A 26,202-nucleotide genomic window follows, 5' to 3' on the forward strand; every position below is an offset into this window, starting at 1 on the left:
GTTATATATAATAAATTCTCATCAACCATATTAGGAAGTGTAACCTTTAGCAAAGGCTCTTCTTCCATGGCACGTTTTGTCGAAAAGATAGCTTCATCGTTTCATTCACATCCCAATGTATATTGATTTTAAACTGTTTTCAGCATCAGAATTTTATTCAACTGTTTATTTCAGGTCTATGAGATCACAATTAAACAAATAAATTAGTCAAGTAGTTTTTCTATAAATTCATTATTCTGAATTCTAATTTTTATAAAATTATCGCTATTAATTAAAAAATCTAAATATTTTTTAATAAGTATATCGCCGTATGATTTTTTAATTTTATTGATTAAATCAAGTTCCATATCTTTTTGAGAAGAATAACTGTAGAGATAAGCTAAACGTTTAAGTAAATTTATTAAGAAGGTATTTTTGTTAAATAAAAAGAGTTGATCAAAATAACATAAAATTATTTCAGCTGGAACATAATTACTTATTACATCGATCATTTTTTTATACTCCTTTTCAGCATCTAATATCTTAAAATATAAATCAATACAATCATCTGATTCGTAAAAATTTATTTTAAGATTAGTAAGTGTTTTCGTTCTGAATTTTTTAAACTTTTCTTCTTCATTTAAATGATTTTTTATAAAAAGAAAATCTTCTAATGATGGATTGTAAGGGAATTTTAAAAGTTTTATTTCTGTATATTTAGGCAAATCATTTGTCTGTTTATAAAGTTTTTCTAGAATATTGTAATAAGGGTAGTTGTATTTTTCTTTAGAATTGTTTGAAATAATATCTTTACAATAAGCTTCTACAGCAATATGGTCAGTTTTCATTAGTTCTTCTAAAATCATTAAATTATAGTCATTTTGATAAATTGATGGTTTGAAATAATCTTTTATTTCTGTAAACAACTCTGTCTCTATCATGATTTGTAGAAAGAATGTCTGAATCTCTATGTTATAATTTATATTTTCTTTATGCCATTTTTTTAGGTAATTTAGAAGGTGTTGTCCGATAATTTTTTTTCTCTCTGTAGTCGCTTGATAATATATTTCTTTATTTATTTCAAAATCATTTACAGTTATATTATCCATATTAAGGAAGTTGCTCCAATGATCAAGTACAACGTTTTTCCATTGTTCTTCTACTGCTATTTTATTGATCCTAAAAGCATATTTTTCTATAATAGCGTAAACATATTTTTCTAATCTTTTACTTGTTGTACCCGAGTTAAAATGAAAAGAAAGTAATAAATCACATATTCTTATAATTAGTGGTTTTACGATTTCTGTCGTCTTAATAATGCAATCTATATAAGCAAATACAGGTTCAAGAGCAATTTGTAGTAAATCGATTATCTTTTTTACTTCGGATATTTCTACTTTCCTTTTTTTACCTATTATTGAGGTTATTGTATCTTTTATTAATTGTTCTACTTCATCAAGAGAATACTCTTTTTGTTTTTGAGAAAATGATAACATGAAATATTGTTCAGCTTCTCTATTTGTATTAAAAAAATCAAGTAACCATTTTCTTAAATCTTCTTCTTCAATTAGTTTAAGTAAAGTTTCGCTCTCTTTTTCTTTTTTTATGCGAGTTTTTTTAACAGGTTTTAAAGAGGTAAGTTTTACGATTTCTTCTAGCATTTTTTTTTGATGAATACACCAAGATTCGTTACTTCCACAATCACAAGAATGGGAAGTAACTTCTTTATTTTTGATTACTATATTTACATCGTAACTATTCGACTGGTCATCTACAAAAGCAATAAAGTTCCCTTTTTTTTCTTCTTCTAATTCTCTAATTTCGAGTTTTTTAATATCTCTTTTGTTTTGAGAAGAAATTAATTTGAGTAAATTTTCAATAGTATTCATAAGCTTTTATAATAAATCTTCATCAACGATATTTGGTAAAGTAACTTTTAATAATGGTTCTTCTTCCATTGCGCGTTTGATCGCAAAAATAGCTTCTTCGTTTCTTGCCCAAGAACGTCGAGCAATTCCATTGTTCACATCCCAATGCAACATTGATTTTAAACGTTGTTCAGCATCTGAAGATCCGTCCAATAACATTCCGAAACCACCATTGATTACTTCTCCCCAACCAACGCCGCCGCCGTTGTGAATAGAAACCCAAGTTGCACCTCGGAAACTGTCGCCAATGACATTGTGAATCGCCATATCAGCTGTGAATTTTGAGCCATCATAAATATTAGATGTTTCACGGAAAGGAGAATCTGTTCCAGAAACATCATGGTGATCACGACCTAAAACAACTGCTCCGATTTCACCTTTTGCAATCGCACCGTTAAAGGCTTTCGCAATTTTAATTCGTCCTTCTGCATCTGCATATAAAATACGGGCTTGCGAACCTACAACCAATTTGTTTTCTTGTGCACCTTTTATCCACGTGATATTATCTTGCATTTGTTGCTGAATTTCTATCGGAGAATGTTGCATGATTTCCTCTAAAACTTGGCAAGCAATTTCATCTGTTTTTTGTAAATCTTCTGCTTTTCCAGATGTACAAACCCAACGGAAAGGTCCGAATCCAAAATCGAAACACATTGGTCCCATAATATCTTGTACATAACTTGGATATTTAAAATCGATATTATTTTCTGCCATTACATCTGCACCAGCTCGAGAAGCTTCTAATAAAAAGGCATTTCCATAATCGAAGAAATACGTTCCTTTTGCGGTATGTTTGTTAACAGAATCCGCATGACGACGCAACGATTCTTGTACTTTTTCTTTGAATAATTCAGGATTGCTTGCCATCATTTCATTGGCTTCATCAAACGATAATCCAACAGGATAATAACCGCCAGCCCAAGGATTATGCAAAGATGTTTGATCCGAACCTAAGTCGATGTATAGATTTTCTTGGTCAAATTTTTCCCAAACATCAACCACATTTCCATCATAAGCAATCGAAACAACTTCTTTATTTTCTTTGGCTTCGCGAACACGAGCAACCAATTCATCCAAATTAGTAATCACTTCGTCCACCCAACCTTGTTCATGACGTTTGTATGTCGCAGCAGGGTTTACTTCGGCAGTTACAGACACAACTCCTGCAATATTTCCTGCTTTTGGTTGAGCACCAGACATTCCACCAAGTCCTGCCGTTACAAATAATTTACCAGCCGTACCTTCATTATCGATTTTGCGACAACCATTCAAAACGGTAATAGTTGTTCCATGAACAATTCCTTGCGGACCAATGTACATATAACTTCCTGCGGTCATTTGCCCGTATTGAGAAACACCTAACGCATTCATTTTTTCCCAATCATCCGGTTTCGAATAATTAGGAATCACCATTCCATTTGTAACGACAACTCGCGGTGCATTTTTGTGTGAAGGAAATAATCCCATCGGATGTCCAGAATACATCACCAAGGTTTGCTCTTCTGTCATTTCAGACAAATATTTCATCGTTAAAAGATATTGCGCCCAGTTCTGGAAAACCGCGCCATTTCCTCCATAAGTAATCAATTCTTCAGGATGTTGTGCAACTGCGTGATCCAAGTTATTTTGAATCATTAATTGGATTGCTTTTGCTTGTTCTGAATTTCCTGGATAATCTGTAATTGGACGAGCAAAAATTTTGTAATCAGGCATCAAACGATACATATAAATACGTCCGAAATCTTCCAATTCTTGCTTAAATTCTGGAATTAATTCTGCATGATCTTTTGGTTCAAAATAACGTAACGCATTTTTAAGCGCTAATTTTTTTTCGTCTTCCGATAATATTTCTTTACGCTTAGGTGCGTGACTTATGTTAGGATTTCTGTCTTTTTTTTGAGGTAAAACAGAAGGAATACCTTGTTTTATTTGTTCTTGAAAAGTCATTTTTTTGTGTTTTATGTTTTATGCTGAACGTTTTTTAATGTCATTCTGAGCCTGTCGAAGAATTTACAGGATTATAGTTTATTTTTCTTCAAATCTTTATCTATCAAAAATAATAGTATAAATCCGATGAAATAACAAAGTAAATCGATCCACGAAAAAGATGTTCCGATGATAATTCTTGCTGCTTTGTTATGTCCTAAGCCAATCATTTCTACAAAATTGAAATATTGTAAAATCTCTACAATAAAAGAAAAAAACAATGTAAAAATTGCAATGTTAATCGCTTTTGTGTTGATAAATGCTTTGATAAAATAGTAAATGAAAATCACGACTAAAATATCGCCAACAAAAGGACGAATGATTTTGTCTTTGATGTATAACGCAATAATTACTTCAATCAAAAAGATAATAATTGCTATGCTGAATGATTTTTTATCGAATTTGAACATATTACATTTTTATTTTATGCGAAGTTGAAATGAATTCAACTTGACTAATCGTTAAGTCATCCTGAACTTGTTTCAGGAACACATTATATTTTTATTATCATCATTAAGCTTATAAAATAACCAATCCTTGTCAAGGTTCAAAACCTTGACAAGGATAATTTAAAAACTTAAAATTAATTTCTTGAAATCCTCTGTTTGTAATAAATCAATAATATTGTTGATATCATCTCCAATCAAACGATCATCTTCTAATTTTGGACAAACTGAACGAACTTCTGCGAAAACGTCTTCTAAGAAAGCACTTGTTTTTCGAGGTCTTCTAAATTCTAAACCTTGACAAGCGTACATTAATTCGATTGCTAAAATACGTTCTACGTTGTCTAAGACTTGGTTGAATTTTCGTCCAGAAATACTTCCCATCGAAACATGATCTTCTTGTCCCAAAGAAGTCGGAATACTATCTGCCGATGCAGGGAAACACAAAGTTTTGTTTTCTGTACAAAGTGCGGCTGAGGTATATTGAGGAATCATGAAACCAGAATTTAAACCAGAGCTTTCTGTTAATAATTTTGGTAAACCATATTTTCCTTCTATTAATAAATATTGACGACGATCCGAAATATTTCCTAATTCAGAAGCAGCAATTGTAGCGTAATCTAATACCATTGCTAATGGTTGTCCGTGGAAATTCCCACCTGAAATGGCTTCTTCGTCCGAAACAACAATTGGATTATCTGTTACAGAATTTAATTCGATTTCAGCTAATTCTTGTAAATGAAAAAATGCATTTCGTGATGCACCATGAACTTGAGGCATACAACGCAATGAATATGGATCTTGTACACGACCACATTCTGCATGAGAGAAAGCAATTTCAGAACCTTTCAATAAATTTCGCATACGTTCTGCAACCAATAAAGTTCCTTTGAATGGACGAACTTGATGTAATTCTTCTTCGAATGGACGGGGAGAACCTTCGTAAGCTTCTAATGATAAAGCACCCGCAACGTCAGCTAAATTCAATAAATATTCGAATTTTTCTAAGCCATTTAACGCATGAGATAAAATGAATTGTGTTCCGTTGATTAACCCTAAACCTTCTTTTGCAGAAAGATGTAAAGGTTGTAAATTATGTTTAGCCAAAGCTTCTTTTGTCGAAACAATTGTATCGCCATCCCAAACTTTTCCTTCACCAATTAATGGTAAAAATAAATGTGATAATGGCGCTAAATCTCCAGATGCTCCAACAGATCCTTTTTCAGGAACGACCGGAATAATATCTTTTTCGACCATTAATAAAATTCGTTCCACAACATCTAAAGTCACACCAGAATATCCTTTTGATAAAGCATGTGCTTTTGCAATTAACATGGTTTTAGAAATTTCTTTCTTGATTGGATTTCCAACACCAACCGCATGACTGATTAATAAATTATGTTGAAGTTGACGCGTTTCTTCTTCCGAAATTTTAGTGTCGCAAAGTGGTCCAAAACCAGTGTTAATTCCATAAACTGTTTGACCAGAAGCAACTATTTTAGCAACGTTTTGTTGCGATTTTAAGATTTGTTGTTTACTCGCTTCATTAAGTTCAATTTCGATGTTTCCTTCTTTGATTCCTTTGTAATCCTCGAACGAAAGAAAATCGATACCGTAAGTTTTCTTGATCATTTTTTCGAATTTGTGATACTTCAAAGATAATCTTTTCATTGATTTGATAAAAGATAGAAATCATTTCAGATGTAATAAATTGAGATTTGATAAGGTTTTATAACACTATCTTTTATAAATTTGCTAAAATTTTTATGTAATGTGTGATAAACATCTTCATGACGAAATGGGGGACGACCATATTTCAGCAAACTTAGAAACGCCTTTGAGAGCTGATGCCTTTGAGTTGTCTGCTGAAGAAAAAGTGGAAAAGATAGAAGCGGATTTCCGTAACATCATGGAAACTTTAGGCTTAGATTTAACAGATGATAGTTTGAAAGGAACGCCAAAACGTGTTGCGAAAATGTTCGTAAAAGAGATTTTTGGTGGTTTATTGCCAGAGCGTAAGCCTGGAATGTCAACTTTCGAAAATAAATATAACTACAATCAAATGTTGGTTGAAAAAGATATCGTGGTTTATTCAACTTGCGAGCATCACTTTTTACCAATCGTTGGACGTGCACATGTTGGTTACATCTCGAAAGGGAAAGTAATCGGATTGTCTAAAATGAATCGTATTGTAGAATATTATGCAAAACGTCCGCAAGTACAAGAGCGTTTGACAATGCAAATTGTGAAAGCAATGCAAGAAGCGTTAGGTACAGACGATGTAGCATGTATTATCGATGCGAAACATTTGTGTGTAAATTCGCGCGGAATCAAAGATATCGAATCAAGTACAGTAACTGCCGAATATGGTGGAGCATTTAAAGATAATGAGCAATTAAGAAAAGAGTTTATTTCGTACATCGGAATGAAAACTACTTTTAATGTTTAAAATATAAATCCTATAAAATGGTAAAAGAAAATCAATTAAAATTACATAATTCCTTAACGGGACAGAAAGAAACGTTCGAACCAATTAATCAAGATAATGTTGGAATGTATGTTTGTGGACCTACCGTTTACAGTAATGTGCATCTTGGGAATGTGCGTACGTTTATGTCATTTGATATGATTTATCGTTACCTAAAATTTTTGGGTTACAAAGTTCGTTATGTTCGTAATATTACTGATGCAGGGCATTTAACAGATGACGGAAATGTAGAAAATGATCGTTTTGTAAAACAATCTAAATTAGAGAAATTAGAACCAATGGAAATCGTACAGAAATATACGGTTGATTTTCATAAAGTTTTAGAGAAATTTAATTTATTACCTCCAACAATCGAGCCTACAGCAACGGGTCATATTTTAGAACAAATTGCTTTAGCGGAGAAATTAATTGATTTAGGATTTGCTTACGAAGTAAATGGATCAGTTTATTTTGATGTCGAAGCATACAACAAAAAAGGACTTGATTATGGTGAATTGAGTAACCGTAACATCGAAGAATTAATCAATAATACAAGAGATTTAGACGGACAAGGAGAGAAGAAAAATCCTGTGGATTTTGCACTTTGGAAAAATGCTTCGCCTGCTCACATTATGCGTTGGGCTTCACCTTGGGGAGATGGTTTCCCTGGTTGGCACTTAGAATGTACAGTGATGAGCACAAAATATCTTGGCGATTATTTCGATATTCACGGGGGTGGAATGGATCTTAAATTTCCTCACCACGAATGTGAAATTGCCCAAGCAAAAGGTTCTAACGGTCACGAACCAGTAAAATATTGGATGCATGCCAATATGTTGACGATGAATGGTCAGCGTATGAGTAAATCGACAGGAAATTACATTTTGCCAATGCAATTAGTGAATGGTGAAAATGATTTCTTCGAAAAACCATTTCATCCTGCTGTTGTACGTTTTTGTTTCTTACAAGCGCATTATCGCAGTGTTTTAGATATTTCGAATGATGCAATGTTAGCTTCAGAAAAAGGATATAATCGTTTGGTTGAAGCATTAAAAACATTAGAAACAATTACACCAAAGAAAATTTCTACCGTTAATATTGATGAGTTAGAAACGAAATTATACACAGCAATGGATGATGATTTCAATACGCCAATATTGATTGCACATTTGTTTGATGCAGTGAAAATGATTAATTCAATCAAAGATAGTTTCGAGAATATTACAGCAGAAGATTTAGAGCGCTTAAAGGCGATTATGAATGGTTTTGTTCATGATGTTTTAGGTTTAGATACAGAGGCTGCAAACGAAAGTTCTGATAAATTAGATGGTGTTGTAAAAATGCTAATCGAAATGCGTAATCAAGCACGTGTGGATAAAAATTGGGCTTTATCAGATCAGATTCGTGATCAATTAAGTGCATTAGGTATCCAACTAAAAGACGGCGCTGATGGTACTACTTTTAGTTTTTAAAATAAGTTAAAATTAATATAGTATTATAATTAAGCCACTTAGAAATAAGTGGTTTTTTTGTTTTGTTTAAATAAAATTTAACAAAATATTTGCATTATAAGTATTTATTTATCATATTTGTTATAATTAGCACTAAAAATTAACATAATATGAGGAGAAGGTTTACTTCTTTGGGTATTCTATCAATGTTTTTGATGGGAGGTTTAGCTTATGCCCAAGTAAAAGGAGTTTTAAAAGACTCAAATGGTTTTCCAATGGAAGAAGCTGAGGTTATTGTTACAAGAACAGGAACTTCGGTTTTTACTGATGGAAACGGAAACTTCAATGTAGATGCAAAAGTTGGTGATACATTAAAAATTATTGATTCTAGTGGAGAAGAAAAAATTGTTAAAGTTACTTCTACAACCCTAGGTGATATTAAATTTATTTCCAAAGCATCAGAGAATATTGAGTTAGGTACGGTAACTCTAGTAGGGGGTATTAAAATGGATGCTGCTCAAAAGATTGGAGCCTATGATATTGTTAAAAAAGAAGATTTTGAATTAGCTCCTACTTCTTCTATTGATGAGGTATTAAATGGCCGTGTAGCTGGATTAGTGTTTTCTACAAATTCAGGAGATCCAGGGTCTGCCAATCTTATTACGATTCGTGGTGTAGGTTCCTTGGTAGGGACTCCAAACCCATTGTATGTAATTGATGGAGTTGTTGTAGGTAAAGGATCAGATAATGCAGGTTTAATGGAGTCGTGGAATCCTTTAGCTTCTATCGATCCAAATTCTATTGAATCGGTATCTGTTTTGAAAGACGCTTCTGCTACAGCTTTGTATGGGGCTCGAGGAGCAAATGGAGTAATTGTAATTACAACAAAGAAAGGTCGCTATAATCAGAAAACTAGATTTAATTTTGCAACTGATATGGCAATCCAGAATATTGCTTACGATAAGCAACGTTGGATGAATGCTAGTGAATATATAGAATGGGGAGCTCTTGCCAATTTTAACACAGGTAACTATTCTTCATTAGCTGAAGCCAAAAATTATTTTACTAATAATTTTTTAAATTATGACGGAGTAACAGATACTGACTGGACAGATGTTATAACAAGAAGTCAATCTACTGTCAGAACTTATAATTTCGCAGCAGCAGGAGGAGGTGAAAATACTTCATTTAGAATAGGTGGATCTTATTACAATAATAAACCGCTAATTTTAAATACAAATTTTGATAGAATATCTATTAATGCTGCTATTGATCATAAGATAGAAGATAAATTAACATTAGGACTTAATGTTAATTATACACATGTTGATAGAGTAACATATTATGATGGTGGATCTTTTAGAAATCCATGGAATGCACGTTGGAATCTTGTTCCTACAGCTCCTGTATATAACTCAGACGGTTCTTTAAATCAATCAATTCCTGGAAATGAAAATTTTAATCCGTTGGGGATTTTAGAAAAAGATTTTACAACAGGAGATATCTCCACTTATTTAGCTTCTTTAAATGCTGAATATCAATTTGCAAAAAATTTCTATTTCTTTTCATTGTTTGGAACTCAGTATCAAACTTTGAATGAGAGAGCGTGGTGGGATCCTTCTGTAGGTGATGGTCTTGCAAATGAAGGTGCATTGCAAGCAACAAAAACTTTTGCATGGGACTGGAACTGGCAAAACTCTGTGTCTTATCGAAATAAATTTGCAGACAAACATGATTTGCAAGTTTATGTTGGGATGGAATATCAAGAGCATAAATATGATCAATTATATACATCTGGAACTCAATTCTCAGAGCCTCGCCCATATTTTAATTATGCAAATCAGGAAACGGTTGGAACAGAGGAGTTTGTTTATCAGTGGAAACAGATTTCATACTTTTCTAGGGTAAATTATATTTTTGATGGTAAATATACATTGTCAGGACAACTACGTAGAGATTCTAATTCTACTTTGGGATTGAATGATAAATCTGGAACATTTTGGTCTGTTGGAGGATCTTGGAATGCAACAAAAGAAAGCTTTTTAAGAGATAGCTTTTTATCAAATTTTACTTTAAGAGCTAATTATGGTGAAATTGGTAATATTCCGTATGCAGATTCATGGGGTCCTCAATATAATGCATATTCTGTGATGTCAGTAGGTCAATATGGAGCAGATCCAACTAACCAGATAGGAACAGTTGGAGATCCTGATTTACAGTGGGAAATATCAAAACAATGGAATGTTGGGCTAGATTTCGGTATTTTGAAAAATGCTTTAAACTTTACAGTTGATGTTTATCAGAGAAATTCCGTAGAAGCAATATATTCTGCTGGATTGATTCCTTCTTCTAATCCAGAGCCATCAGGAAGATTCACAAATGTTGGTAAAATATCTAATAAAGGAGTTGAACTTACGGTTAACGCAAATCCAATAAATAAAGATTTTAAATGGAATATTTATGGAAACTTCTCTTATAATAAGAATAGATTAGAAAAGTTATTTGAAGACTCAGATTACTACGAGTTAGATGGAACTTCTAACAGTATGCGTGTACTAAAAGAAGGACATGAAGTAGGTGAGTATTATACATTTTTATGGGCTGGAGTTGATCCTGAAACTGGTAGAGGTGGATGGTGGAAAGACGGAACAAAATCTGAAATTGTATATAAAAGAACAGAGGCAGAAAGGGTATTTATGGGAAAATCAGCATTCCCTAAATATTTAGCAGGTTTGAAAAATGAGTTTTCTTTTAAAGGACTTTCACTTTCTTTATTCTTTACAGGACAATTTGAGTACGCAGTACACAATCGTTGGCAAAACTATACATTATCAGATGGTTCTAGTATGAGTACAACTCAAATATCAGACGCATTATATAATAGCTGGACAGAAGACAATAGAAATGCATCTAATCCTAAACAGGTCGCAAATCAAGCAAACGGAACGGAAGCTCCTTCTTCTCGATGGATGTTTGATGGTGATCACATAAGACTTAAAGAAGCTAAGTTAGCTTATTCTTTTGGTGATAAATTTAAACAACAGACAGGATTAGATAACTTAACAGTTTATGTGAAAGGTGTTAACCTATGGACTTATGTATTTGATAAAGATTTGACATTTGATCCAGAATCAAACTCAAATGCTGCTGCCGGTTGGAGAGGTAAAGGATTGTATGATAATACAGCACCTATATTTAAAAGTATTTCTTTAGGTATAGTATTAGATTTCTAATCATTTAAATGAAAAAAAATGAAAAATAAAAATATATTAAAAATAGCAATGCTTTCTTTCGGTTTTCTTTTTCTACAAAGTTGTGATAAAGATGATTTAGAATTAGAACCTGTTATAGGGGATGTTTTTAATGGTAATATAGAAAGTGAGAATAAACTAGAATATACAACTAATTCTATATATAAATATTATGGAGGAGGTAGTATGTATGGTAGTGGTGTATTAGTCTTTAACGATATTGTATCTGATAATGTTTTTGTAAGTAATACCAATAATGGATATTTTTTAACTCAACAAGGATTAAATTGGTTTCCTGACACAGGTTTTGGTATTTGGAATGAAGCTTATGATGCAATCATTATGGCAAATATTGTTATAAATGAAGAAAATTTACCAAAAACGGATAGAGTAAAAAGTTTAAAAGGAGAGGCTAAATTATTAAGAGCAGCATCATATTTTACACTTTTACAATATTATTCTTCTTCTGATACACAATATGAAGCCTATGGAGTTCCATTAAATATAGGCCCTTTTGATCCAAATTTGGCTTCTCCAAGATCATCAGTTGGTCAGGTGTATGATCAAATTATTAAAGATTTTACAGAAGGAATCAATGAAATGGATCCTAATTATAGACAAGGTAAAAAGACATTCTTTTCTCCTATAGTTGGAAAGTTTCTTTTATCTAAGGTTTATTTAACAAGAGGAGCTTCGGGAGATTATGACAAAGCTATAGCTTTAGCAAATGAAGTATTAGCTGTTCAAGCTCCTATTGCTGGAAATAAGCTATTAGCATATTTTTCTACACCTGATATCGCAGTATCTGAACAACAACCAGAAACAATATTTGAGGTAGAGCAAACAAATCAATATAATTTAGGTGTTAATACTCATTTAGGTTCTTTTTATTCAAATTCAGGGAATCAGAGAAGTTTACTTGCGAGGAAATGGGTTTTTGATTTATATGATGATGGAGATGTAAGAAAGACGTTGTTTAATACAGCTGGAACTCCTGCGTCGGACGAACCTAACAAAGGAGTTTGGCTAAGAAAATGGCCAAGAAACTCATCTGAAGGAAACTATATGATGAATGTAAAAGTATTCAGATATACAGAAGCAAAATATATAGTTATGGAAGCTTTAGCTAAGAAAGGGGAGTCAATAGCTGCTTTAACTTTATTAAATGAACATGCTGCAGAACGTGGTGCTTCAGCATATTCAGGAGATGCCTTAACAGCTATTTTATTGGATAAACAAAAAGAATTTATTGGTGAAGGTCATCGTTTCTTTGATCTAAAAAGAAATAAATTAGGATTTAATCGTAAAACAAATTGTTTAAATTGTACTTTAGAACCGTCTAACAAGTTATGGGTATTACCTGTAGCATTGGATGAGAGAACAAGAAATCCAAATATGTCTCAACATCCTTTATGGAAATAAACTAACGAATTAAACATTTTTATAACATTTGCCCACTTAGAAATAAGTGGGTTTTTTTGTATCTCTCAATTTTAGATTACTTTTGTAAGGATTTATTCAACAGGATGAAAAAAACAATCATTGGTTTATTTTTATTAGGAGCTGTTGTAGCGCAAGCTCAGGAGGATTCAATAAAAGTTTTAAAACCATTAAAAGGATCATCAACAAATGATTCGGTTACATATTATAAAACCAAAATCGACGATTATAAGTTTTGGACAAATGGCAGAAAACCAGAGGTTTTGGATACGACATTAAGTATCAAAAACTATTATAATCAAAATTTTATTCGCAAAGATGCGTTCGGAAAATTATTTTTCCCGAATGTTGGAGGTGTAGTGGTGGATTTGGAGTATCAAAATACACCATTCAATCCGTCGATGTTGCCAACTGGTAAAAAATACAATTATTATTACGCAAATGATATCAAATATTATGATGTTAAAACGCCATATACCGAGTTTATTTACGAGAATGGGGTAAAAGAAGGTAACTTTCTGTCTTCGACATTTTCGCATAATATCAACAAGCAATTCAATTATACGTTTCATTATCGTGGATTAATTTCCGAAGGTCGCTATAAACATGAAAAAGCGCAGAATAATACCTTTGTTTTTTCGTCAAACTATAAAACAAAATCAGAGCGTTTCAAATTGTGGTGGAATTATGCAGCACAAAATCTGAAAAATAATGAGAACGGAGGAATAGAAGATATCAACGATTTTATTTTGCAAGATGAGCGAAGAATGACAAATGTTCGTAATATTCCAGTGAATTCTCAAACAGCAAAATCTGAATTTGATGCACGTCGAATAGAATTGAATGCTTCGTACGGAATCTTAAAAAAAATGAATGAAAAAGATTCGACTTTTTATAATCCAATTGAATTGAAGAATAAATTTTCGTATGAAAAACAAAAGTATCGCTACGAGGATACGTCACCAAACGGAACTTTATATTCTACACCGATTATTACTGGAATGGATTATAGAAGTAAAAAGAGTTTTACAGATTTATCCAATACGACAACTGCTGGTTTTCAGTGGACAGATCGTGTGAAGATAGAGGCTGGTGTTAAATTCCAGAATTTGCGCGTTTTTGCTGATCAAGCCATGACGATTGTTGCAGTTCCAAAGCAAATAGAGGAAAATCTTTTTGGAGTTGTTGGAAAAGTGGATTTTGATTGGAATGAAAAATTAAAACTTTACGGAAATGTTGAATATCTGCAATCTGATAATTACAAAAGTGTTTACAATGTAGATGCGGTTTTAGATGTGACGCCGATAGAAGGTTATACATTGAGCGCAGGAGCGGTTATTCAGTCAAAACTTCCTTCGTTGAATGCGGTTTATAATCAAAGTTTCTTTAATAATTTTAATTACATTAATCAATTTGAAACTGAAAATGTTCAAAACCTTTTTGCAAAACTAAAGTTAGATAAAGTCAATACAACCTTAGAAGCTTCAATTTATAACATTGATAATAAAGTATATTTGAATGAAAATTTGAATTATGAGCAATTGGCGGATAACATCAATTATTACAAGATAAAAGGTGAAAATCATATACGTTTCGGAAAGATTAATTTAGTTTCGACCGTGCAATATCAAAAAGTAACGAAAAACGAAGAATATATGCCTTTGCCAGATTTCTTGATTCGTGAAACATTGTATTGGCAAGGAGAATTATTCAACAAGAATGCTCAACTGCAAGCTGGTATTAATGCAACATATTTTACGAAATACAATGGTCTGCGTTATATCCCGATTCTGAACGAATTTGCGTTGCAAGATCCAGCAAGTATACAAGAGATTGGAGGTTATCCTATTTTGGATGTTTTTATCAATTTCAAGGTTCGTAATATGCGTTTTTACATTCGTGGCGAGCATATCAATGCGTCGTTTACAAAACAACCTGATTATTTTGCAGCGCCAAATGTTCCGTATCGAGATTTCAAATTTCAACTTGGCTTGAAATGGAATATTTTTAGTTAAAAAAATACAAATTATGTAGAAAAACGACTTCTTGATGAGGTCGTTTTTTCTGTCCAAAATCATTTGTGTAGAATAATTCTAAATAACTATTTTTAGGAAAATTTTATACATGAAAAAATTCCTACTTTTATTTTGTTTGATTTTCTCTCAAATCGGTTTTTCTCAAGAAAAATTATCAATTGCTGAAATCCAAAAAATAAGTTCTAAAATCTTAAATACTGAAAGAGAAATTTGGGTGAATCTTCCTGAATCGTATTTTAATGATAAACTTCAAAAAGTAAATTATCCTGTGATTTATGTGTTAGATGCCGAATCTAATTTTTCGTTTTTAACAGGCGTAGTTTCTAAATTTCAATCTGGTTTTTATCCAGAAATGCCCGAATCGATTATTGTCGGAATTACAAATAAAAATGGTGATCGGACAAAAGATTTTACACATGTAAATGATGTTAATTTCCTCAATTTTATTCAAACCGAATTGTTTCCTTTTATGCAGAAAAATTATCGTGTGAATGATTTTCGTTTGTTAATTGGACATTCTTTGGGCGGATATTTTGCGTTGAAAACCTTGTACAATCATCCCAAAACTTTCAATGGATATGTTGCGCATGATCCAAGTATTTGGTTTAATGACAAAGAATTATTGAATCTTTATCAGAATTTAGAAAATCATTCTTTCGAGAATCGATTTTTGATGATAACACAAGTTGATGAAAGTCAAAATGCAGATCATTTACGTGATCATTATCAAAGTATAAAAAAGGTGGACGAACGTTTGAAATCTTCGAAGAATAAATCGTTGAATTATCATTACAAACAATATGTTGACGAAGAACATGGTTCGGTTCCGATGATTGGCTCGATTGATTATTTACGTTGGCAGTTTGATGGTTATCGTGTGAATATTAAAGAGATTCCGAATCAACCAAATTTGGTAAAAGATTCGTTTGAAGCGATTTCTAGAAAATTGAATTATTCTTTTCAACCTACGGAAACGTATATCAACAATGTTGCAAATTATCTGGTAAAACAGAAGAAAAATGATTTAGCAAAACAGTTTTTTGAACAAAATCTGAAAAATTTTCCTGAAAGTTTACAAACAAAAGAAGAATTGAAAAAATTCCTGGACTCGAATAAAAATTAGTAATTTGGTAAAAACATTTTGATGAAAAAATTACTCTATTTAACAACTTTACTAACGACAACTGCTTTTTCCCAAGAATTACACTTAGATCAAGCCAAAAAAATATTTGAATTACCAACGCATTGTATCAAGACTGAGTATCCGAATAAACTAGGAAATGTTTTGGGAAGTGATCAGGATTTGAAAACGCCAAAGCAATTGCGTCCAATTTTTTATGGTTGTTTTGATTGGCATTCTTCTGTTCATGGATTTTGGTCGATTGTGAAATTGATGAAAGATTTTCCTGAATTGGATCAAAATAATCAGGTTAGAAATGAGTTAAATCAATTGATTACAGCAGAAAATGTTGCGGTCGAAATGACCTTTTTCAATGATAAAAATAACAAGAATTTCGAGCGTACTTATGGTTGGGCTTGGTTGTTACAATTGCAAATGGAATTGAATAATTGGCAAGATAAAGATGCGCAAGTTTGGGCAAAAAATCTGAAACCTTTGAGTGATTTGATTATTGTTCGATACAAAGAATATTTGCCGAAATTAGTTTATCCAATTCGTACAGGAACGCATGATAATACGGCGTTTGGTTTGAGTTTAGCGATAGATTATGCACGTTCTGTGAATGATAAAACATTCGAAAAAGTGATTACTGATAATGGAAATCGTCTTTATTTAAAAGATAAAAGTTGCAATATTGCTTTCGAACCAAGTGGATCAGATTTTCTTTCGGCTTGTTTGGAAGAGGCTTTGTTGATGTCTAAAATTCATCCTCATGATGAATATAAAAAATGGTTGAGATCATTTTTACCACAATTGTTTGATAAAAAACATGAGCTAAAACCTGGAATTGTTTCGGATCGTACGGATGGGCAATTGGTTCATTTGGATGGTTTGAATTTTAGTCGTGCAACGGCTTTGTATCAAATTTCTGCAAAATTACCAGAGTTAAATTATATGAATGATTGGGCAAATCATCATTTCAATTACTCGTTCAATAATATTTCGAACGATGATTATATGGGGAGTCATTGGTTGGGAACTTTTGCACTTTATGCACTGAAAACCAAACACGAAACTAAAAATTAGCTAATAATAGGGATTTTATAACGATAGAATTGAATCTAAATTTGTTTCAAACAAAACTAATACGAAACATTAAATTTTAATTCTATGAAAAAATATTTTTATATCGTCATTGCAGTTTTAGGTCTTGCAGCATTCGGATTTAGTCAATATTCGAAAAGTCAATTAGAAGATCAATTAGCTAAAACAGGGAAATGTGTAGAAGGTGTTGTTGTGGAAACTAGCGGAACATTTAAACGTCCGAAAGCAACTATACAATATCCTGTGAATGATGAAGTTTACGAAGTTACTTTACGATCTAGAGCAGACGTGGACGAAGTTGTATTGATGAAATATGATATGCTGAATCCAGAAGAAGTGTTGCTTGTAGATAATTGTAATTAATTATAGTCTCAAGTTTAAATGAAAAATCCACCAAGTAATTGGTGGATTTTTTTGATTATTATTTTTCGTATGCATAGTCACCGTCAGGTTTTTTAAAGGCAAATGCTACGTTGTCAGCTTCTTTTTGTAACCCTTGATCTTTTAGCCAATAATACGTATGATGAATCAGAGTATAAGTTCCTCTTTCGCCTTTGTATTCTGTTCCATAAGTAGTATTGTAATTATTCCAATTTAATAAATCAGCCAAAGCTTTAACATTCATTGTAGAATTAGTTGAAATTAAAAAATCAGCAAGTTTGCTTATATATTCTTTATTTGTCATTATTTTAAAAAATCAATTAAACTTACTAAAGTTTCTCCATCATCTGTTTTTTCAATAGTATAAACAATTGTTCCATCATTCCATTCGTTGTATTCTCTTGAAGTTGCTCTCACTGCAACACCAGGTAATGTCGCTTTGCATGTACAATTATTCATTTCAGTATTATTTTCAATGGTTACAATATTTGTTAAGGTTCTACCATCGTCAATGAAGGAAACTTTCTCCTTTAATAACTCTTGAACAGTTAAAACAACTTCTTTATCAGAGCATTTAGGTGTGCTATTGTTTTTGATTAATAAACTAACAGGTAAATAACATCCTATACACAACCCAATAAATAAACAAATATTAAGCGGCGAAAAAATTGTTTTATTGTTTTTTAGAGTATTTTTTGGTTTATTTCTATCTTCTTCTATTAGTAATTTTTTGTACTTTGTACTATATTCAGTATAGTTGTCAATATCTTCATTTTCAAGATATTCTTTTGAGAGTGCATCAATTGTTTTTTTATGAAATTCCTCAAATTGATGTAGTTTTTTTAAATCTCCTCTGTCAGAAAGTTGATAATCCCTTTTTGTTAATTCTAAATATGAAAGTATAACACTTTCTTGGTCGTATTCTCTCCAATGGTATATAATGGCTGTTAGAGCTGGTGAATCATAAGAAATAATTTCTTGAAGAGATAAATTTTTAGTTTTCAAATTATAGTTAATTAATTATTATTCAAAAATATTAAGCAATAACTTATATTTGATAATAGAATTTTACTAATTCAAGAAAAATATTACTAAAAGAATAAATATACCTATCTTTGAATTTATTAAAAATAAATAATTACTATGATACTTGGAGAAAAATTAAAAAAAGCAAGATTACAGAAGAATTTCTCACAGGATTATATGGCTGAAATGTTAGAAGTTTCACAAAAAACATACTCAAATTTTGAAAATAATAAAACAACTCCTAATTTTTCTCAAATTGAAGAAATTTCAAAAATATTAGGAGTAAGTGTTTTAGAATTTTTAACTGGAGATAACAATTTATCCTTTTATCAAAAAAATAAAGGAACAAATAATGGTTATGTAGTTAACCAATTACCTGAAAAACTTATAGAGCAATATGAACTTCGAATAAAAAAAATAGAAGAAGAAAATACTTATCTAAAAGAATTATTGGATAAATTAATGAAATAATTATATTTCTTCTAATTTCGGAATAAATTCTTCTTCAATTTCTTTGAAAGTAGCTTCCAAATCAACTAAATTATCTTGTGTAACTAACTTTGTGCGATAAGGTTTAAAATTTGGAATTCCTTTGAAATAATTGGTATAATGCATACGTGTTTCCAAAATTCCTGTACGTTCACCTTTCCAATCAATCGCCCAATTTAAGTGGTTTTTAGCCGCTTCCATTCGTTCTACGATTGTTGGTTCTGGTAACAATTCACCTGTTTCTCGATAATGTTTGATTTGCTCGAAAATCCAAGGATAACCAATAGCTGCACGACCAATCATCACACCATCTACACCGTATTTTTCTTTGTATTCGATCGCTTTTTGCGGCGAATCAATATCTCCATTTCCAAAAATCGGAATCTCAATATTTGGGTTCGCTTTTACTTTTGCAATCGGTTCCCAATTTGCTTGTCCTTTATACATTTGTGTACGCGTACGTCCGTGAATTGACAATGCTTTGATACCTGTTTCTTGCAAACGTTCGGCAACTTCATAAATGTTAATCGAGTCAGAATCCCAACCCAAACGCGTTTTTACAGTAACTGGTAAATGTGTACTTTCAACAACAGATTTTGTTAAACGTACCATTAAATCTATATCTTTTAAAACACCTGCTCCTGCGCCTTTACAAACTACTTTTTTTACGGGACATCCAAAGTTAATATCAACAATATCTGGTTGAACAGTTTCAACAATTTTAGCTGACATCGCCATTGCCTCTTCATCTCCACCAAAAATTTGAATACCAATAGGACGTTCGTAATCAAAAATATCTAATTTTTGACGACTTTTTATTGCATCACGAATCAATCCTTCAGAAGAAATAAATTCAGTATACATCAAGTCTGCTCCATGCATTTTGCATAGGCGACGAAATGGCGGATCACTCACATCTTCCATCGGTGCAAGCAATAAAGGGAAGTCTGGTAATTCTATGTTTCCTATCTTTACCACGAAATAATTTTTTGCAAAATTACATAAAACTTATGAAAGAAGAACGAAAGTCCGAAGGTGTAAATCAATATTTAAAGTTTTCTGCGACGGGAATACAGATGGCGGTAACGATTGCGTTATTTGCTTGGTTAGGAACTTTTTTGGATAAAAAAATGGAAACAGACAAGCCATTATGGACGGCTGGCTTATCTTTGCTGGGAGTTTTTGCAGGATTATATTTGATGTTGAAGCAATTACCAAAAAAATAATTTTAATGATTAAGAAATTTATTCTTTTAGCACTTTCTTTTATTGCAATGGTTGCAATTTTTTGTGGTATTCATTACGCAATTGTTGAGCATTATAATTTTAGCGAAAATCCGCTAATTGTTCCAAAAATGTATTTAATAATTGGATTAATTACATTAATGATTTTGCAAGTTGGTTGTTTTGTGAAGATAAAATTTCCAGAATATGTTGGTTTTGCCTTTATGGGAGGGATGATTGCGAAGATGGCAATTGTATTAGCATTGATTGTTGTGAATGAACAAATTAAATCAAATGTTGTACAATTAATTATAAGTTATTTTGTAATTTTGCTAGCCGAAGTTTTAGTGTTTATTCGCTTAATTAATTTAAAGTTAAAAAAAGTTTAATGATTTTTAGCATTTGACTTTGGTAAGTGGTTAATTTACTATAATTTTGCACGCAATTTAGAAACAAAGGAATTATACATGAAATTTTCAGCGTTATTAGCGTTTTTATTACTTTTCAATTTCGGATTCGCCTCTACAGCAGTTCCGCACGAAAGTCTTCCAAAAACGTTTGAGGAGTTAATTAAAAGTGAGCAAGTAAAAAGTCAAGAGGAAGCTGCTAAAGTGAAATCTGGCGAGTCTACATTTAACCCAGTGCCAGGTATCATGCACCACATTGCAGATGCGCACGATTGGCATTTATGGGGAGAAGGAGAAAAAAGTGTAGGAGTTGCATTACCTGTTATTTTATGGGATAATGGTTTACAAGTTTTTATGTCTTCTAAATTTCACCACAACGAAGCGGTTGTTGAAAGTAACGGAAACTACTATATCAACTACCACGAAAAAATCTACAAAACAGATGCGCAAGGTACAATCAAACCTCACGTAGACGAAAAAGGAGCTATTCATTTAGAGAATGAAAAACCATTAGATTTTTCTATTACGAAAAATGTAACATCAATGTTAATCTCTTTCGTGATTTTAATCTTAGTTTTCTCTGCAGTTGCATCTAACTACAAAAAAGGAAATATGGTACCAAAAGGTATTGCAGGATTCATCGAGCCAATTATTATTTTTGTTCGTGATGAAGTAGCAATTCCAAATATCGGTGAGAAAAAATATGCGAAATTTATGCCTTATTTATTAACGTTATTTTTCTTCATTTGGATCAACAATTTATTAGGATTGTTACCAGGTGCAGCTAACGTTACAGGTAATATCGCAGTTACATTTGTATTAGCATTAATCGCATTAATCGTAATTAATTTCTCAGGAAACAAAGGTTACTGGGGACATATGTTATGGATGCCAGGTGTACCGGTTCCAGTAAAATTAATCTTAGCTCCAATTGAGTTAATCGGGATTATTACAAAACCATTCGCCTTAATGATTCGTTTATTTGCGAACATTACAGCAGGTCACATCATCATTATGTCGTTAATTTCGTTAATCTTTATTTTCCAAACAGAAGCTATGGCAGGTGGATCTATTCCATTAGCGTTATTTATCTACTGTTTAGAGTTATTAGTAGCGGCATTACAAGCGTTCGTATTCACAATGTTAGTTTCGTTATTCATCGGAACAGCAGTAGCAGAACACGATCACCATTAAGAATAGAATATAAAAAACAATAAAATAATTTTTTAATAATTAAATACAATTATCATGACAGGAAGTATTGCAGCAATCGGAGCTGGTTTAGCAGTTTTAGGAGTTGGTTTAGGTATCGGTAAAATCGGTGGATCAGCTATGGAAGGAATCGCTAGACAACCAGAAGCGGCTTCAAAAATTCAAACAGCTATGATTATCGCAGCAGCCTTAATCGAGGGTGCAGGTTTATTCGGTATCGTAGTTGCGTTATTAGGTAACGGATAATATTTGAATTAAAATTAGCTTCAATAACGGTTGGTTGTTGAAGCTAATTCATTAAAAAATTAATTAGTAAAAAATAAAATTTAATACATACACACAATGGATTTAATTACACCTTCAGTTGGTCTTATTTTTTGGACTGCGGTCGTATTTATCATCTTATTAGTATTGTTAAGATCATTAGCTTGGAAACCAATTCTATCTGCAGTTAAAGAAAGAGAACAATCTATCGAGGATGCATTAAACGCAGCTAAAAAAGCGAAAGAAGAGATGGCTTTATTAAACGCTCAAAACGAGAAAATCATGAAAGAAGCTCGTGCTGAACGTGATGCTATCTTGAAAGAAGCGCGTGAAATGAAAGAAAATATCATCAACGAGGCGAAAAATTCTGCAACTGTAGAAGCAAACAAATTAATTGAAAATGCTAAGTCAGCTATCCAAAATGAAAAAGCATCGGCTATGGCTGATATCAAAAATCAAGTTGGGCAGTTGTCAATTGAAATTGCTGAAAAAATCTTAACTAAAGAATTGTCAGACAAATCTGCACAAGAAGCTTTAGTGAATGATGTTATTGATCAAGTTAAATTCAATTAATCATGGCAGGATTCAGAGCAGCACATAGATATGCTAAAGGTTTGATGGAGTTTGCGAATGAAGCAAACCAAACAGACGTAGTGTATGCTGAAATGAATGATGTTCGCAAAGTCATTAAAGAGAATGATGATTTAAGAGTTTTCTTAAATTCTCCGGTGATTGATGCAAAGAAAAAAGAAGCTGTTTTGAGTGAGATTTTCAAGTCTTTATCAAAAACTTCTCAAACATTCATTTCGTTAGTCGTAAGACATGGTAGAGAAAATATTTTGTCTAAAATTGCAGATCAGTTTATTTCATTATACGATTTAGCAAATAATATTGTAACAGCAGAAATTACTTCGGCAGTACAATTAGATCAAAATACAATTGATAATATTGTAGCAAAAGCAAAACAAACTTTAGCTGCAAATAGTCAAGTAAAAGTAGAGAACAAGATTGATGCATCTTTAATTGGAGGTTTCGTTTTAAAAATTGGAAACAATCAAGTTGATTCGTCAATCAAAACTAAGTTAGCTACATTAAAAAAAGATTTTTCGAAAAACGAATACATTCCTAAATTTTAAATATTTCAGAAATGCCAGAAATAAATCCAGCTGAAGTTTCAGCTATATTAAAACAACAACTTACAAGCTTTGATTCATCAGTTGAATTAGCAGAAGTAGGAACCGTTCTAACTGTTGGGGATGGTATTGCTCGTGTTTACGGGTTAGACAATGCTCAATACGGAGAATTAGTAGAATTCTCAAACGGGTTAGAAGGAATGGTACAAAACCTTGAAGAAGACAATGTAGGTATTGTACTTTTCGGACCTTCAAAAGGTATTAAAGAAGGTGACACTGTAAAACGTACAAACAAAATTGCATCTATTAACGTAGGTGAAGGAATGTTAGGACGTGTTGTAGATATGTTAGGAAATCCTATCGATGGTAAAGGACCAATCGAAGGACAATTATATGAAATGCCTATCGAGCGTAAAGCTCCTGGGGTTATCTATCGTCAACCAGTAAACGAACCATTACAAACAGGTATCGTTTCTATTGACTCGATGATTCCAATTGGACGTGGACAACGTGAGTTAATCATTGGTGACCGTCAAACAGGTAAAACTTCTGTTGCTTTAGATGCAATCTTAAATCAAAAAGAATTTTACGATAGAGGTGAAACAGTTTTCTGTATCTATGTTGCAGTAGGACAAAAAGGTTCTACAGTAGCAGGTATCATGAAAACATTACAAGACCACGGTGCAGATAAATATACAGTAGTAGTTGCTGCTAATGCATCTGATCCAGCTCCAATGCAAGTATATGCTCCAATGGCAGGTGCTGCAATCGGAGAGTATTTCCGTGACTCTGGTCGTCCAGCGTTAATTGTTTATGATGATTTATCTAAACAAGCCGTTGCATACCGTGAGGTGTCTTTATTATTACGTCGCCCACCAGGACGTGAAGCATATCCTGGAGACGTTTTCTACTTACACTCTCGTTTATTAGAGCGTGCTGCAAAAGTAATCAAAGATGATGCAATTGCATCTCAAATGAATGATTTACCAGAATCTATGAAAGGTATCGTAAAAGGTGGTGGTTCTTTAACTGCTTTACCAATTATCGAAACTCAAGCTGGTGACGTTTCTGCATATATCCCAACAAACGTAATTTCGATTACAGATGGACAAATCTTCTTAGAGTCTGATTTATTCAACTCAGGTGTTCGTCCAGCGATCAACGTAGGTATCTCTGTATCTCGTGTTGGTGGTTCTGCACAAACAAAACCAATGAAAAAAGTATCTGGTACATTAAAATTAGACCAAGCACAATACCGTGAGTTAGAAGCTTTCGCGAAATTTGGTTCTGATTTAGATGCAGCTACAATGAACGTAATTGGTAAAGGTGAACGTAACGTTGAGTTATTAAAACAAGGTGTTAACGCTCCAATTCCAGTAGAAGAACAAGTAGCAGTTATTTATGCGGGTACTAACGGTATGTTGAAAAACGTTCCAGTTAACCAAGTGAAAGAGTGGCAAGCTGATTTTGTTGAGTTAATGCGCAACAAATATGCAGACACTTTAACATCTATCCGTTTAGGTAAATGGACTGATGAAATTATGGATGTATTGAAGAAAGTTATCACAGAAACTACTTCTAAATACTAATAAAATATAAATGAAACTTAGAGGTTTCCGAATCTCTAAGTTCCTTTTAATCCTTCATCTCAAATAGAATTATGCCAAATTTAAAAGATATACGTAACCGTATTACTTCTGTAGGTTCTACAATGCAGATTACAAGTGCTATGAAATTAGTTTCTGCTGCAAAACTAAAACGTGCTACAGATTCTATCGTACAGTTACGTCCTTATGCAGATAAATTACGTGAACTTTTACAAAATGTAAGTTCTACTTTAGAAGCTGAAGTAGGAGGTGCATTAACAGAAGAGCGCGAAGTTAATAAAGTACTTTTAGTCGTTATTAACTCAAATAGAGGTTTATGTGGAGGATACAACTCAAGCATCATCAAAAAAGTAAATGCGTTATTAGCTAGCGAATTAGTTGGTAAACACGTAGAGATTTTAGCAATTGGTAAAAAAGCTAATGATACTTTTAGTAAAACACAAACTATCTATAAAAATGCATCAAGCATTTGGGATAATTTAAATTTTGCAGATGTAGCTGAAATTGCAGACGATTTAGTAGAGAAATTTACTGCAGGTGACTTTGATCAAATCAGAATTATCTACAATCAATTTCAAAATGCAGCTGTTCAAATTGTACAAGACGAACAATTTTTACCAGTCGTTTTAGAGAAAACTGAAGAAGAAGCAAACAATTCAGCAGAGTTAGATTATATCTTCAACCCTTCGAAAGAAGAAATTTTAAGAGACTTAATCCCTCAAACGTTGAAAACGCAATTATTCAAAGCCGTATTAGATGCTAACGCTTCTGAGCACGGAGCACGTATGACTGCAATGCATAAAGCAACAGACAACGCAAGCGAGTTACAGAAAGGTTTGAAAATTCAATACAACAAAGCTCGTCAAGCTGCTATTACAAACGAGATCTTAGAGATCGTTGGTGGTGCAGAAGCATTGAATGCGTAAAAACAAAGACTTATCTTATTTTAAATAGAAAAGCAACTTCATCTCGAAGTTGCTTTTTTTATGATGTTTACTTTAGATTAAAAGTATTATTGAATATTTAATCTTTAACACATATTTCTAAGAGATACTTCTGCTTCCTTATCGCTTCACTCAGTATAACAATTTAGATAATTACTTATCTAATTAGAATTCCCTTTAGTTTAATCTTATTATAAGTTATAATGTAATTAAACATTTCCTCAAGACATTTCAATAAAAACGTCAAGTGATTTTATATAAAACCTAAGGAGGTTTTACTCAAAACGTCTCAACGTTTTATATTAAAC

Annotated in this window: 24 protein-coding genes; 17 read left to right on the forward strand and 7 right to left on the reverse strand. The window is 32.3% G+C overall.

All coding sequences use genetic code 11. The features are described 5' to 3' along the window. Nucleotides 1–203: 203 nt before the first annotated feature. The 4 genes from B2217_RS14255 to hutH all read right to left on the reverse strand — a co-directional run bounded on the left by B2217_RS14255 (nucleotide 204) and on the right by hutH (nucleotide 5,971). Entirely contained in the window at nucleotides 204–1,868 is a 1,665-nt protein-coding gene (locus tag B2217_RS14255; protein WP_125350490.1) for a hypothetical protein, read from the reverse strand. Nucleotides 1,869–1,874: 6 nt separating this feature from the next. Then, entirely contained in the window at nucleotides 1,875–3,854 is a 1,980-nt protein-coding gene (locus tag B2217_RS14260; RefSeq protein ID WP_291122935.1) for a urocanate hydratase, read from the reverse strand. Between the two features lie 71 nt (nucleotides 3,855–3,925). Continuing rightward, nucleotides 3,926–4,303, reverse strand: coding sequence for a DUF2809 domain-containing protein (locus tag B2217_RS14265; RefSeq protein WP_291122937.1), 378 nt, complete (start codon nucleotides 4,301–4,303; stop codon nucleotides 3,926–3,928). A 159-nt stretch (nucleotides 4,304–4,462) separates the two neighbouring features. Further along, entirely contained in the window at nucleotides 4,463–5,971 is a 1,509-nt protein-coding gene (gene hutH / locus B2217_RS14270; protein WP_291122939.1) for a histidine ammonia-lyase, read from the reverse strand. Nucleotides 5,972–6,110: 139 nt separating this feature from the next. Between hutH and folE the strand changes: the two genes are divergently transcribed. The 8 genes from folE (at nucleotide 6,111) to B2217_RS14310 (ending at nucleotide 17,571) form a co-directional block, all read left to right on the forward strand. After that, nucleotides 6,111–6,788, forward strand: coding sequence for a GTP cyclohydrolase I FolE (gene folE / locus B2217_RS14275; protein ID WP_114997904.1), 678 nt, complete (start codon nucleotides 6,111–6,113; stop codon nucleotides 6,786–6,788). A gap of 17 nt (nucleotides 6,789–6,805) precedes the next feature. Then, nucleotides 6,806–8,278 carry a cysteine--tRNA ligase gene (cysS, locus tag B2217_RS14280; protein WP_180905274.1) on the forward strand — a complete coding sequence of 491 codons (1,473 nt, stop codon included), beginning with the start codon at nucleotides 6,806–6,808 and terminating at the stop codon, nucleotides 8,276–8,278. Between the two features lie 149 nt (nucleotides 8,279–8,427). Continuing rightward, nucleotides 8,428–11,490: a SusC/RagA family TonB-linked outer membrane protein gene (locus tag B2217_RS14285; protein ID WP_052217781.1), complete on the forward strand. Its 3,063-nt coding sequence runs from the start codon at nucleotides 8,428–8,430 to the stop codon at nucleotides 11,488–11,490. Nucleotides 11,491–11,508: 18 nt separating this feature from the next. Beyond that, on the forward strand, nucleotides 11,509–12,930 hold the full coding sequence (locus B2217_RS14290) for a RagB/SusD family nutrient uptake outer membrane protein (RefSeq protein ID WP_038335072.1): 1,422 nt from the start codon (nucleotides 11,509–11,511) through the stop codon (nucleotides 12,928–12,930). A gap of 104 nt (nucleotides 12,931–13,034) precedes the next feature. Further along, entirely contained in the window at nucleotides 13,035–14,963 is a 1,929-nt protein-coding gene (locus tag B2217_RS14295; protein WP_291122941.1) for a putative porin, read from the forward strand. 109 nt (nucleotides 14,964–15,072) lie between these two features. Next, nucleotides 15,073–16,107 (forward strand): alpha/beta hydrolase, encoded by a 1,035-nt coding sequence (locus B2217_RS14300; RefSeq protein WP_291122943.1) that lies wholly within the window; start codon nucleotides 15,073–15,075, stop codon nucleotides 16,105–16,107. A 21-nt stretch (nucleotides 16,108–16,128) separates the two neighbouring features. Beyond that, nucleotides 16,129–17,190 carry a DUF2891 domain-containing protein gene (locus B2217_RS14305; RefSeq protein ID WP_291122945.1) on the forward strand — a complete coding sequence of 354 codons (1,062 nt, stop codon included), beginning with the start codon at nucleotides 16,129–16,131 and terminating at the stop codon, nucleotides 17,188–17,190. 84 nt (nucleotides 17,191–17,274) lie between these two features. Beyond that, nucleotides 17,275–17,571 carry a hypothetical protein gene (locus B2217_RS14310; protein WP_114997882.1) on the forward strand — a complete coding sequence of 99 codons (297 nt, stop codon included), beginning with the start codon at nucleotides 17,275–17,277 and terminating at the stop codon, nucleotides 17,569–17,571. 58 nt (nucleotides 17,572–17,629) lie between these two features. Here B2217_RS14310 and B2217_RS14315 read toward each other — a convergent pair whose 3' ends face one another. Further along, nucleotides 17,630–17,893, reverse strand: a complete 264-nt coding sequence (locus B2217_RS14315) for a hypothetical protein (RefSeq protein ID WP_291122947.1) — start codon at nucleotides 17,891–17,893, stop codon at nucleotides 17,630–17,632. Continuing rightward, entirely contained in the window at nucleotides 17,893–18,594 is a 702-nt protein-coding gene (locus B2217_RS14320) for a hypothetical protein (protein ID WP_291122949.1), read from the reverse strand. The genes B2217_RS14315 and B2217_RS14320 overlap by 1 nt, the downstream gene beginning before the upstream one ends. 138 nt (nucleotides 18,595–18,732) lie before the next feature. Here B2217_RS14320 and B2217_RS14325 point away from each other — a divergent pair, with 138 nt between their 5' ends. Beyond that, entirely contained in the window at nucleotides 18,733–19,086 is a 354-nt protein-coding gene (locus B2217_RS14325) for a helix-turn-helix domain-containing protein (protein WP_260541915.1), read from the forward strand. On the opposite strand, the gene dusB is transcribed toward B2217_RS14325, so the two are convergent. Further along, nucleotides 19,087–20,082 carry a tRNA dihydrouridine synthase DusB gene (gene dusB / locus B2217_RS14330; protein WP_291122951.1) on the reverse strand — a complete coding sequence of 332 codons (996 nt, stop codon included), beginning with the start codon at nucleotides 20,080–20,082 and terminating at the stop codon, nucleotides 19,087–19,089. 32 nt (nucleotides 20,083–20,114) lie between these two features. On the opposite strand from dusB, the gene B2217_RS14335 reads away from it, so the two are divergent. The 8 genes from B2217_RS14335 (at nucleotide 20,115) to atpG (ending at nucleotide 25,876) form a co-directional block, all read left to right on the forward strand. Continuing rightward, nucleotides 20,115–20,330 (forward strand): AtpZ/AtpI family protein, encoded by a 216-nt coding sequence (locus tag B2217_RS14335; RefSeq protein ID WP_114997876.1) that lies wholly within the window; start codon nucleotides 20,115–20,117, stop codon nucleotides 20,328–20,330. A 5-nt stretch (nucleotides 20,331–20,335) separates the two neighbouring features. Continuing rightward, nucleotides 20,336–20,716 carry a hypothetical protein gene (locus B2217_RS14340; RefSeq protein ID WP_114997874.1) on the forward strand — a complete coding sequence of 127 codons (381 nt, stop codon included), beginning with the start codon at nucleotides 20,336–20,338 and terminating at the stop codon, nucleotides 20,714–20,716. 78 nt (nucleotides 20,717–20,794) lie between these two features. Continuing rightward, entirely contained in the window at nucleotides 20,795–21,928 is a 1,134-nt protein-coding gene (atpB, locus tag B2217_RS14345; RefSeq protein WP_084106903.1) for a F0F1 ATP synthase subunit A, read from the forward strand. 54 nt (nucleotides 21,929–21,982) lie between these two features. After that, nucleotides 21,983–22,192, forward strand: coding sequence for an ATP synthase F0 subunit C (atpE, locus tag B2217_RS14350; protein WP_013598300.1), 210 nt, complete (start codon nucleotides 21,983–21,985; stop codon nucleotides 22,190–22,192). Between the two features lie 96 nt (nucleotides 22,193–22,288). Then, nucleotides 22,289–22,783 carry a F0F1 ATP synthase subunit B gene (locus tag B2217_RS14355; RefSeq protein ID WP_038335122.1) on the forward strand — a complete coding sequence of 165 codons (495 nt, stop codon included), beginning with the start codon at nucleotides 22,289–22,291 and terminating at the stop codon, nucleotides 22,781–22,783. Between the two features lie 2 nt (nucleotides 22,784–22,785). After that, on the forward strand, nucleotides 22,786–23,346 hold the full coding sequence (atpH, locus tag B2217_RS14360) for an ATP synthase F1 subunit delta (RefSeq protein WP_038335127.1): 561 nt from the start codon (nucleotides 22,786–22,788) through the stop codon (nucleotides 23,344–23,346). Nucleotides 23,347–23,357: 11 nt separating this feature from the next. Continuing rightward, nucleotides 23,358–24,932: a F0F1 ATP synthase subunit alpha gene (gene atpA, locus B2217_RS14365; RefSeq protein WP_038335134.1), complete on the forward strand. Its 1,575-nt coding sequence runs from the start codon at nucleotides 23,358–23,360 to the stop codon at nucleotides 24,930–24,932. Nucleotides 24,933–25,003: 71 nt separating this feature from the next. Beyond that, nucleotides 25,004–25,876: an ATP synthase F1 subunit gamma gene (gene atpG, locus B2217_RS14370; RefSeq protein WP_038335139.1), complete on the forward strand. Its 873-nt coding sequence runs from the start codon at nucleotides 25,004–25,006 to the stop codon at nucleotides 25,874–25,876. Nucleotides 25,877–26,202 lie beyond the last annotated feature (326 nt).

Source organism: Empedobacter sp. UBA7620, from assembly GCF_002484185.1.
GTDB lineage: Bacteria > Bacteroidota > Bacteroidia > Flavobacteriales > Weeksellaceae > Empedobacter > Empedobacter falsenii_C.

Excerpts from the sequence above, each read along its gene's own strand:
- B2217_RS14295 (WP_291122941.1), top strand. The coding sequence starts at position 13,035 with ATGAAAAAAACAATCATTGGTTTATTTTTATTAGGAGCTGTTGTAGCG.
- atpG (WP_038335139.1), top strand. The coding sequence starts at position 25,004 with ATGCCAAATTTAAAAGATATACGTAACCGTATTACTTCTGTAGGTTCT.
- B2217_RS14265 (WP_291122937.1), bottom strand. The coding sequence starts at position 4,303 with ATGTTCAAATTCGATAAAAAATCATTCAGCATAGCAATTATTATCTTT.
- atpB (WP_084106903.1), top strand. The coding sequence starts at position 20,795 with ATGAAATTTTCAGCGTTATTAGCGTTTTTATTACTTTTCAATTTCGGA.
- B2217_RS14290 (WP_038335072.1), top strand. The coding sequence starts at position 11,509 with ATGAAAAATAAAAATATATTAAAAATAGCAATGCTTTCTTTCGGTTTT.
- B2217_RS14335 (WP_114997876.1), top strand. The coding sequence starts at position 20,115 with ATGAAAGAAGAACGAAAGTCCGAAGGTGTAAATCAATATTTAAAGTTT.
- B2217_RS14260 (WP_291122935.1), bottom strand. The coding sequence starts at position 3,854 with ATGACTTTTCAAGAACAAATAAAACAAGGTATTCCTTCTGTTTTACCT.
- hutH (WP_291122939.1), bottom strand. The coding sequence starts at position 5,971 with ATGATCAAGAAAACTTACGGTATCGATTTTCTTTCGTTCGAGGATTAC.
- B2217_RS14285 (WP_052217781.1), top strand. The coding sequence starts at position 8,428 with ATGAGGAGAAGGTTTACTTCTTTGGGTATTCTATCAATGTTTTTGATG.
- atpA (WP_038335134.1), top strand. The coding sequence starts at position 23,358 with ATGCCAGAAATAAATCCAGCTGAAGTTTCAGCTATATTAAAACAACAA.
- B2217_RS14355 (WP_038335122.1), top strand. The coding sequence starts at position 22,289 with ATGGATTTAATTACACCTTCAGTTGGTCTTATTTTTTGGACTGCGGTC.
- B2217_RS14315 (WP_291122947.1), bottom strand. The coding sequence starts at position 17,893 with ATGACAAATAAAGAATATATAAGCAAACTTGCTGATTTTTTAATTTCA.
- cysS (WP_180905274.1), top strand. The coding sequence starts at position 6,806 with ATGGTAAAAGAAAATCAATTAAAATTACATAATTCCTTAACGGGACAG.
- folE (WP_114997904.1), top strand. The coding sequence starts at position 6,111 with ATGTGTGATAAACATCTTCATGACGAAATGGGGGACGACCATATTTCA.
- B2217_RS14325 (WP_260541915.1), top strand. The coding sequence starts at position 18,733 with ATGATACTTGGAGAAAAATTAAAAAAAGCAAGATTACAGAAGAATTTC.
- B2217_RS14255 (WP_125350490.1), bottom strand. The coding sequence starts at position 1,868 with ATGAATACTATTGAAAATTTACTCAAATTAATTTCTTCTCAAAACAAA.
- B2217_RS14310 (WP_114997882.1), top strand. The coding sequence starts at position 17,275 with ATGAAAAAATATTTTTATATCGTCATTGCAGTTTTAGGTCTTGCAGCA.
- B2217_RS14340 (WP_114997874.1), top strand. The coding sequence starts at position 20,336 with ATGATTAAGAAATTTATTCTTTTAGCACTTTCTTTTATTGCAATGGTT.
- atpH (WP_038335127.1), top strand. The coding sequence starts at position 22,786 with ATGGCAGGATTCAGAGCAGCACATAGATATGCTAAAGGTTTGATGGAG.
- atpE (WP_013598300.1), top strand. The coding sequence starts at position 21,983 with ATGACAGGAAGTATTGCAGCAATCGGAGCTGGTTTAGCAGTTTTAGGA.
- B2217_RS14305 (WP_291122945.1), top strand. The coding sequence starts at position 16,129 with ATGAAAAAATTACTCTATTTAACAACTTTACTAACGACAACTGCTTTT.
- B2217_RS14300 (WP_291122943.1), top strand. The coding sequence starts at position 15,073 with ATGAAAAAATTCCTACTTTTATTTTGTTTGATTTTCTCTCAAATCGGT.